This window comes from Acidimicrobiales bacterium (assembly GCA_040219515.1).
In the GTDB taxonomy this organism is placed as follows: Bacteria; Actinomycetota; Acidimicrobiia; order Acidimicrobiales; family Aldehydirespiratoraceae; genus JAJRXC01.
In genome coordinates this window covers 312,247-321,240 of sequence record JAVJSI010000012.1, presented here as the reverse complement: position 1 = coordinate 321,240, position 8,994 = coordinate 312,247, and the positions used below count along the sequence as shown (strand labels likewise).

8 protein-coding genes are annotated in these 8,994 nt (G+C 68.5%); 6 read left to right on the top strand and 2 right to left on the bottom strand.

Annotation, left to right across the window (positions count from 1 at the left end; genetic code table 11):
- The first annotated feature begins 376 nt into the window (after positions 1 to 376).
- Positions 377 to 868: a hypothetical protein gene (locus tag RIB98_12400; protein MEQ8841771.1), complete on the top strand. Its 492-nt coding sequence runs from the start codon at positions 377 to 379 to the stop codon at positions 866 to 868.
- A 1-nt stretch (position 869) separates the two neighbouring features.
- On the opposite strand, the gene RIB98_12395 is transcribed toward RIB98_12400, so the two are convergent.
- Positions 870 to 2,171, bottom strand: a complete 1,302-nt coding sequence (locus RIB98_12395; protein MEQ8841770.1) for an alkyl sulfatase dimerization domain-containing protein — start codon at positions 2,169 to 2,171, stop codon at positions 870 to 872.
- Between the two features lie 42 nt (positions 2,172 to 2,213).
- Between RIB98_12395 and RIB98_12390 the strand changes: the two genes are divergently transcribed.
- Positions 2,214 to 3,227: a hypothetical protein gene (locus RIB98_12390; GenBank protein MEQ8841769.1), complete on the top strand. Its 1,014-nt coding sequence runs from the start codon at positions 2,214 to 2,216 to the stop codon at positions 3,225 to 3,227.
- A 21-nt stretch (positions 3,228 to 3,248) separates the two neighbouring features.
- Here the strand turns inward: RIB98_12390 and RIB98_12385 are convergent, their stop codons facing one another.
- Positions 3,249 to 4,655 carry an MBL fold metallo-hydrolase gene (locus RIB98_12385; GenBank protein MEQ8841768.1) on the bottom strand — a complete coding sequence of 469 codons (1,407 nt, stop codon included), beginning with the start codon at positions 4,653 to 4,655 and terminating at the stop codon, positions 3,249 to 3,251.
- A 35-nt stretch (positions 4,656 to 4,690) separates the two neighbouring features.
- Here RIB98_12385 and RIB98_12380 point away from each other — a divergent pair, with 35 nt between their 5' ends.
- Genes RIB98_12380 through RIB98_12365 form a run of 4 tightly spaced genes read left to right on the top strand, consistent with a single transcriptional unit; the run spans position 4,691 to position 8,980 of the window.
- On the top strand, positions 4,691 to 6,037 hold the full coding sequence (locus RIB98_12380) for a glycosyltransferase family 39 protein (protein ID MEQ8841767.1): 1,347 nt from the start codon (positions 4,691 to 4,693) through the stop codon (positions 6,035 to 6,037).
- On the top strand, positions 6,034 to 7,440 hold the full coding sequence (locus RIB98_12375) for a glycosyltransferase family 39 protein (protein MEQ8841766.1): 1,407 nt from the start codon (positions 6,034 to 6,036) through the stop codon (positions 7,438 to 7,440). The genes RIB98_12380 and RIB98_12375 overlap by 4 nt, the downstream gene beginning before the upstream one ends.
- Positions 7,437 to 8,255 carry a polysaccharide deacetylase family protein gene (locus RIB98_12370; GenBank protein ID MEQ8841765.1) on the top strand — a complete coding sequence of 273 codons (819 nt, stop codon included), beginning with the start codon at positions 7,437 to 7,439 and terminating at the stop codon, positions 8,253 to 8,255. Before RIB98_12375 ends, RIB98_12370 begins: the two co-directional genes overlap by 4 nt.
- A complete protein-coding gene (locus tag RIB98_12365; GenBank protein ID MEQ8841764.1) occupies positions 8,252 to 8,980 on the top strand; it encodes a methyltransferase domain-containing protein in 729 nt (242 codons plus the stop codon). The genes RIB98_12370 and RIB98_12365 overlap by 4 nt, the downstream gene beginning before the upstream one ends.
- The last annotated feature ends 14 nt before the right edge of the window (positions 8,981 to 8,994 follow it).

Sequence of the window (8,994 nt, the reverse complement as noted above, 5' to 3'; positions counted from 1 at the left end):
CGGCAGCGATGCACACGACGGCGATGAGGGCGACGAGGAGCGCGTACTCCACGAGGCTCGCGCCACGCTCGTCATCGATACGGCTGGTGATCCAGGCGCTGAGGAACTGGTATGCGGTGGTCATTGTTGGACTCCATTGTGTGGTTCACCACCACCCGAACGAGCAATGGTCTAAGCCATCCGATCGGTTCGTCGCGAGCAAAACCTGAGCATTCCGGACGAATTTCTGCGCCCGCGGTCAGGGTGCCGATCTGGCGTCCGATCCCTCCCTGTGCCACCCTTCCTTGGCCGTGCACCGAGCCGGCGATCTTGGTGGGCCCGAAGGCCCGAGAGGGATTCGAAGCTGATGGGTTGGGTCGAACGACGGCCACGGAACGTGACCTCGCAGATCGTCGAGTACGCCGAGAGCGGGCGTCTCATCGAAGGGACGCGCCTCGAGGTCGACGACCTCCGGGGAACCATTGCGCTCGTGGTGACCGCCGCGCTGCTGCTCGGCGGCGGGCTGAGCCTGGCCGCCACCGGCGCGCTCGGCGACGGCAACACCACCGTGACCCTCGCTGCGGCCATGTGCGCCCTCGGCGCGCTGGCCATCCTCGTGCCGTCGATCCGGCTCCTGCGGTCCGGGCCTGTCGCCCCGCCGGTCAGGGTCCGACCCGCCGCCGTTCTCCCCCCGGAGCTCGTCAGAGTCGGCAACTGGATCCACCGGGACGGCGCCTGGGTGCGCATCGAACAGATCGGCAAGAACGGCACCGATCGTGTCCATGCCCTCCTCAGCTCCGGCGACCTCGTCGAACTCACGACGCCAGTGACCATCGCGGGAGACGACTTCCGCCCGACCCGCGATCCCGTCGAGTCATTGCGACCCTGAACTAACGCGAGTCCGCGTCGTCCTCCAGGAACTCGCGAGAGGCATTGAGCGCACTCGAGTAGATGCCCTTGGCCATCAGCGAGGTCGCAGCTGCTCGACGAGCGCCGTAGACGGCGATGCGAATCTCGTGGACGGCGCGGTCGTCGGGGGCCGCCGCAGCCGCCATCTCGATCAGATGACCCGCGAGCTCGAGCTCACCCGTCTCGACCAACGCTGCGGCGCGGGCGGCCAGCGTGGGCGCGCCGCCCGACAACGCCGCGACCTCGGCGGCCAACGCCGATCTGGGTGCCGGATGCAGCGTCGACGGGTCGCCGTCCCACCAGCCGCCGCAGAGCCGATAGATGTTGCGCACGACGAACTCGGGCTCGTCATAGGTCGGCGCGAGGTAGGGAAGGTCGCGATAGCGATCGGGCAGGACGACGGAATGCAGGATGGTGTCGAGCGTGGCGCCCTCGTTCATCAGCGACACCGTCGCCTCGACGAGATACTCGAGTGCACTGGAGGTGGTGTCGAGCACCATGGCCACCCGGTCGGCGCCGGCCACCGGCAGGCCGTGCGCCGGCAGCAGCAGCTCGGGCCCCTTCGCGATCATCGCCCGCAGCGCGGTGGCCCAGTCGCCGGCGAAGCGCTGCACCTTCTGGGGGTTGCCCGCATTGGGGAAGTTCCACATGAAGAGGTCGCCGACGTAGACCGCCTTGCGGGCCGCGTCCCACAGCCACGTGTGGTCGTCGGTCTCACCCTTCGCGTGGTGCAGCTCGAGCGTGACGTCGCCGATCGTCAGGTCCATGCCCGAGTCGTGGGTGATGGTCGGCACCGCCACGTCGTCGGGCAGGTAGCGGCCCGTGCCCACACCCATGAAGTCGGGGTCCGGCTTCGTGCCGCCGAACTGGCGGGAGTTGATCGCCAGGTTCCACCCGGCGGTCTCGCGGTAGCGCGCGAAGCGATCGTGCACGGCCGTGTGCGCGGCGACCGCCGGCGCCTCGTGACCGCGCGCGGCGGCATCGGCGAGGATCGCCGGACTGCCGCCGACATGGTCGGCGTGGCCGTGGGTGTAGACGATCGTGTGCACCCGATCACGACGCCAGTCGCGGATCGCGTCGATGCACCGCGTGCCCGAGAGGGAACCGCTGGCGTCGACGAGAACGAGCCCGTCGCCGGTGTCGATGCTCCAGATGTGGGAGAACGCCTCGACCACCGAGAGCCCCTCGGCCACCTCCGACAGCTCGAAGGAGATGCGATTGGGCTTCTCCGACAGCACGCCGCTGTCGATCATGCGGCTCGACAGTTCGATCAGTTCCGACACGTGTGCTCCCGGCTCGCCTGGGGCGCACGGTACCGTCCCGGGATGAGCGAGAGCGAGCCGCCGGACGGAGCCGTCGTCCACGACGACGTCGAGGGTTGGACCATCGACGGGTCGTCCGACGAACCCGCCGTTCTCGACGCCGCCACCGAGCTGCTCGACGCCGAACTTCCCGACCCCCGATTCGTGTCGAGCGACTATCTGCGCTGGGCCTACCGGGAGAACCCGCTCGGCCGCGCGTGGGAACGGCACCAGCAGGTGGCCGACGGCAACGACACGTTGCTCGTCGCGCACTATGCGAACATGCCCCGCCGCTTCCGTGGTCCCGACGGTGCCCGCAGCGACGGCGCCTGGTCGCTCAACGCCGTCGTGCGCACCGGTCATCAGCGGGCCCGCCACTTCACCCGCATCGGCCTCGAGATCTACGACGAGGCAGCGACCGCCGGAAGGTCGTTCGTGGTCGGGGTGACCAACGACAAGTCGACGGGCGCGGTCGTGAAGTACATGGGCTGGCGCCTCGTCGGCCCACTGCCGGTGCGGGTGGTCGCGCCCGTCGGTCGGGGCCGACGCCGCATGAGCCATGCCGAAGTCGACGCCAACTGGCTGGACTCGCCGGACTTCGACGAGTTCGCCGCCACCGTCGATCGCCACCCGGTCGGTGGCTGGGTCACCGACTACACGGCTGACGTTCTGCGCTGGCGGCTCGCCTGCCCCGAGACCCGCTACTTCGTGCACCAAACCGACGACGTCGCCCTCATCACGACCACGAGCCACCTCGGCCCCGTGCCTGCGTGCGTGGTGTTGAAGGTCTTCCCGCTCACTGCCGGGTCCGCGGTCGTCGATGCCACCCCGGCCATCCGATCGGCCACGCGTTTTCACCGCGCCGCCTTCGCCGTCTACGCGGGGTTCAACGGCTCGGCGTCGGTCCGGGGCGTCCGGCCGCCTCGGCGGGTTCAGCCGTCACCGCTCAACCTGATCATCCGTCACCTCGACCCCGGCGTGGACCAGGACTCGATCGAACTCGACACGTTCGAGTTCCTCGACATGGACGCCTACTGAGCTAGCCGTCTGAGCGGCCGGTCAGACGTCGGCGCCGAAACGCTCGGCCAGATGGTCGACCGGATTGCGGGAGATGACGCTCGGCGCCTGATCGGCGAACTCCCGCCAACGCCGGGCCACTGCGAACCAGAGGCGGGGGTGACGCGCACTGCGTCGCAGCGGGAGGTAGCCGAGCTCCCACATCATCACCACACCCCAGAAGCCGAGGTCGCTCTGCACGCCCCCGGGTTCGAGCCTCGTGCGGATCCGCATGGCCCCGTGGAGGATGTGCACGATGCGGTCACGGATCGCCTCGGCGAGCACCGCCTCGGGAACGGTCGTGAGCCCGGATGCGCCTTCGGGCATCGTCGCCGAACGACCCACCGTCCGAGACCGGAACGACACCCACCAATACGGCCGGTCGACGTCGGACGGCACATGGAACACGAACGGCCGGGGCGAGAGTCGGCGGGCGAACACGCGCGGCACCTCGCGCACCAGGCGGCCGAGATGGGCGTCGAAGTCTCGCCACTCGACGGTGACGTCGACTTCGGCCGCGGTGCGTTCGGCGATCGTCGGCGCGTACTTCTCCGCGAGTTCGGCGAGGTGGCGCGCACGATCGGTGTACCAGTCGACGTCACTGCGATCGAAGCCGGACTCGCTGTCCCAGACGTCGCCGGGTGCCATCGTGATCACGTCGGTTCCCTCGATGCCGCCGCGCTCGGCCACGCCCTCGACGACAGCGCGAGGGGTGACGAGATGGGCGTTGAGCGGAGCGCTGTCGGGATGCAGGAAGCCGACCATCGACCCGAACGGAATGGCATGGCGCGGACGCAGGCGGGCCATCACGTCGTGGAAGTCGTCGATGTAGGTCTTGGGCGTGACCAGCCGGAGTTGGGCCGGGTCGTCACTCTCGTAGAGCACCGGATAGGACTGGGCGAACGAGTGGCTCTTGCAGGCCAGGGTGGGCGGGCCGAAGTCGTCGAGCAGCTGGTCCAACGCCCGCCCGCGGATCTTGCAGTCGTTGATGTCGACGACGACATGATCGTCCTCGGCGATGACGAACGCCGTGTCGTCGAACCCGTACTGATACGACGCGACCCGCACGCCGTCGCCGAGATCGAGGATCCGGCCGTGGACGAGCTCGGCGGGGCGATCGAAGCCGAGGCTGACGACCTCGTCGGCCATGACGTCGACCCCGAAGCGGGGGATCAGCACCTTGGCGTCACGGTCGAGGCGGCGCATCGACGGGTAGTGGAAGTGATCGAAGTGGTGATGCGTGAGGTACACGTAGTCCGGCGCCAACATCTCCGCAGTCGGTTCCGTGCTGGGCGGGAAGTGCCACCACGAACGCCAGTAGCAGGATCCGAAGAGCCACGGATCGACGAGAATGGTTCCGGCCCGGGTCTCGACCCGTAGGCACGAGTGACCGACCACCGTGACGCGCATGAGCCGCAACGGTACGGCACAAGTACGATTCCCCGGTGCGCCGGGCAGCAGGAATTCGACGAGTCACCGACCAGCGGTTCGCGCTCGTCGTCGCCGCAGCGTTCGCGATCGCCCTCCTGGTGCGCTGGTACGTCCTCCATCGCTGGTACGTCGACCTGCCGCTCATCGAGGAGGACACGCTCAACGACAACCTCTACTACCACCTGTCCGCCAACCTCCTGGCCGACGGTCAGGGGTTCGCGAATCCTTTCGAGTACCAGGTCAACGGCATCATCGTGCCGACCGCGGCACATCCGCCGGGCTTCACCGTCTACCTGGCGATCTGGTCGTGGCTCGGCGCCGACACCGTCACCTGGCATCGCATCGCCGGCGGTCTGATCTCGGCGTCGGTGGTGTTCCCGGTCGGCCTGTTGGTGCGCCGGATCTTCGACCTGCGGATCGCCGCCCTCGCGATGATCGCCGTGGCCATCCACCCGCCGCTGTGGATGAACGACGGGCTGATCCTCTCGGAGTCCATGTACATCCCGCTGGCCGGGTGGGCGCTCTACTTCGCCCACCGAACCTACGACGAGCCGTCGCTGCGGCGAATCCTCGAACTGACCGTGGTGCTCGCGCTCGGTTCGCTCACCCGCAGCGAGCCGTTCCTGATGTTCTTCTTCCTGCTGACGCCGCTGGTCATGTTCCATCCGCGGCTCGCCTGGCGCGACCGATTCCAGCGGACGGCCATCGCCGCAGTGGTCGCCATGGCGATCCTGGCGCCGTGGGTCCTCCGAAACGTGACCATCTTCGACGAGCCCACCTATCTCGCGGTGGGGCCGGGCTACGTCCTCGAGCTGGGCAACTGTGACGAGACCTACTCCGGCGACTTCCTCGGATACTGGTCGATCGCGTGTGACGACGGACAGACCTGGCCGGAGGGCGCCGACGAGTCGGGAATCGGCGCAGCCAAGTACGCCAAGGCGAGCGCCTACATCGGCGATCACCTCAGCGAGCAACCGAAGGTGGTCGCGGCGAGAGTCGGCCGGATTCTGGGCTTCTTCCGACCCGAACAGGGCATCGACTTCGACGTGTTCTTCGAACGGCGCATCCGCTCGCACGCGACCGTCGGCCTGGTGGCCCACTACCTCGCGATGATCGGCGCCGTCTTCGGCGTGCTGCTGTGGAAGCGGCGGACCACCGTGATCCCGGTCGCCGCCGTTGCCGGAGTGTCGGTGTTCACCGCCGCCATCACGTTCGGCATCTCGCGCTATCGCGTCGGCGCCGACCTGGTCTTCGCCGTCCTCGCCGCCGTGGCGGTGGGCCATGTGCTCGAGCGATACGGTCCTGCCCGTCTCCGACGCGCGGAGATCGCGAACGAAAGGACCGAGGGGGTCGAGGGATGACCGCTGTTTCCCGAGTGACCCAGGCGCCGCGTGCGGTCCGTCTCATCGTGGGGATCGGTCTCGCGGGCTGGCTCCTGCGCCTCTGGGGCGTGCTCGTCTACCGCCCGACCTGCGACATCGATTCCACCGACTGCTACCGGGTCGCCGGCGATGCGCTCTACCACCACAACCAGGCCAACCTCCTGGCCGAGACCGGCCGCTATCTCGCCAAGGCCGGCGTCGGCATCGACGGGGTCGACAAGATCGTCGACTCGGCCGGGGACCCACCGCTCTACGCCGCCTACCTCGCCGCGTGGTCGAAGATCGGCTTCGACGGCGTGACCGACCATCGTGTCGCTGCGACCCTGTGGGGCTTCGTGCTGATCGTCGCCGTCGGCCTGTTCACCCGTCGTCTGGCCGGCAATGTGGCCGGCGTCGCCGCCGCCCTCATCACGGCCCTGCATCCACTGCTCTGGATCAACGATCTGATGATGCTCTCCGAAGGCATGTACCAGCCGTTCGTGGTCCTCATGTTCTGGGCGGCCTACGAATGGATCCGCGAGCCGTCCCGGCGCAACATCGTGTTCGTCGGCATCGCCATCGCGCTCGCCACGATGATCAGGGCCGAAGCCCTCAGCCTCTACGGCTTCATGGTCCTGCCCCTGATCTGGTGGGGGGTCCGCTCGATCGACACCCGCGAGAAGGTGCGCCAGACACTGTTGTGCGGCATCGCCGGGCTGATGCTGATGTCGCCCTGGCTCGTCTACAACAACATCCGCTTCGAGAAGCCGGTGACGATCAGTGCCGTGACCGGCACGGTGATGATCGCCGGCGCGTGTGACGGTGCGTGGACCGGGGAATCGCTGGGCTACTGGGTCAACTGTTTCGACGACGAACTCATCGCCCAGCTCGAAGAGGACCTACCCGGTTCGTGGCCCGGTAGCGAAGCCGACCGGGTGTTCTACGACGAGTCCGTGATCGACGAATGGAACCGGGGACAGGCGCTCGACTACTACGTCGACAATTGGTACCGGTACCCGAAGGTCGCGCTCGCCCGGATGGGCCGTTCGCTCGAGCTGTATCGCGTCAGCCACACACTGCGGATGCAGTACACGGTCGAAGGACGCTGGGAAGAGCCGAGCACCGTCGGCCTCGGCATCTACTACTCGCTGATTCCCTTCAGCGTGATCGGTGCGCTGCTCCTGCGCCGTCGGGGACAGCGCCTCACACCGCTCTTGGCGATGTGGCCGATGATCATGTTCGCCTCGGCGATCACCTTCGGGCTCACCCGCTATCGGGTGCCGATCGACATCGCCATGATCGTGCTGACCTCGGTCGCACTCAGCTGGGTGTTCCATCGTCTGCGGGCCGAGGGAGTCTTCCGTTCCCTCTACCGGGGCCGGCGCCCGAGGGCCGCCGCGTGAGCGGGGTCGTCTTCACGCTCGATCTCGAGGACCACCGGCCCGACGAAACGGCCGAGCTTCGGTTCCCGACGGTCACCGACCGGCTCCTCGACGACCTCGAGGAGTGGGGCGTGATCGGCACCGTCTTCGTGGTCGGCGACGTGGTCCGCGACGAACCCGATCTGGTCGCCCGGGTCGCGGCACGCGGGCACGAGATCGGCCTCCACGGGGCCACCCACACGCCGCTGCCCGACGTCGGCGCCGAACGATTTCGCGTCGTCACGGCCGAGGCGCTCGAGCGCCTCACCCAGACCATCCAGGCACCGGTGTCGGGCTTCCGGGCGCCGATCTTCTCGCTGGTCCCCGAGTCGTCGTGGGCGCCGGAGATCCTCGCCGACCTCGGGTTCACCTACAGCTCGAGTGTGCTCCCCGCCCGCAACCCGCTCTACGGCTGGCCCGGCGCGCCCCGCGAGCCGTTCCGCTGGCCCGGAGGGCTGATCGAGATTCCCTCTCCGATCTTCGGGATCGGGCCGGCCACCGTGCCGCTGCTCGGCGGGGTGTACCTGCGCGTCGCCCCCGAACCGCTCGTGCGGTGGGCCGCTCGTCGCGCCCCGGATCACGCCTGGCTCTACTCCCACCCCTACGACTTCGATCCCGACGAGCAACGCTGGCTGCTCCCCGAGGTCGGCCGTCTCGGCAGCCGTGTGATGTGGTGGGGCCGCAAGGGAATGGCCGGACGGGTGCAGCGCATCGTGGCCGGCACCGACCGTCGACTGATCGACGTGGTCGACGCGCTCGGCGAGGTCCCCACCTTCGACCCGGAGAGCGTGTCGTGAGCACCGAGATCCCCGAATACGGCCAGGACGAGATGGCCCACCCTCTGCCCCGCACCTCGATCGTCGACCGGGTGCCCTGGCTGGTCGAACAGTGTCGCGGCAAGCGGGTCATCCACGTCGGCTTCGCCGACGCCGGGTTCCGAGAGGAGCAGGGTCGCGCCGGCAGCTGGCTGCACGGTCACCTCGCCGAGGTGACGACGTCACTGGTCGGGCTCGACTTCGACGGCCCCGGCGTGCAGGCCGCGCTCGACGGTGGCTTCGAGGCCCACCTGGTCGACTGCACCGATCCCGACGCCGTGGCGGAATTGTCGCTCGAACCAGCCGACATCGTGCTCGCCGGCGAGGTCATCGAACATCTGGGCGCGCCGGGTCCCTTCCTCGACGCGATGGCGAAGCTGTGCGCCCCCGGCGGCACACTGATCGTCACCACACCGAACGCCTACGGGCTCGTCAACGTCGTCGCCAACATCACCCGGCGGGTCGAGGTCAATCACCCCGACCATGTCGTGATGTTCACCTGGCGCACGCTCACCCAGCTGCTGCAACGCCACGGCTGGCTGCCCGACGGCAGCGTCACCTACGTCCCCACCGTCCGCGATCGCGGCGAACGATCCCGGTTCGAGGCGATGGCCGTACGAGCCGTCCTCGGCCTCGAACGCGCCCTCGGTCGCCTCGGCCGCCCCTACAGCGCCGACGGCCTCATCGTCACCGCCCACCGTCCCTGAGTTGGGACACCGGG

Excerpts from the sequence above, each read along its gene's own strand:
- RIB98_12390 (MEQ8841769.1), top strand. The coding sequence starts at position 2,214 with ATGAGCGAGAGCGAGCCGCCGGACGGAGCCGTCGTCCACGACGACGTC.
- RIB98_12385 (MEQ8841768.1), bottom strand. The coding sequence starts at position 4,655 with ATGCGCGTCACGGTGGTCGGTCACTCGTGCCTACGGGTCGAGACCCGG.
- RIB98_12375 (MEQ8841766.1), top strand. The coding sequence starts at position 6,034 with ATGACCGCTGTTTCCCGAGTGACCCAGGCGCCGCGTGCGGTCCGTCTC.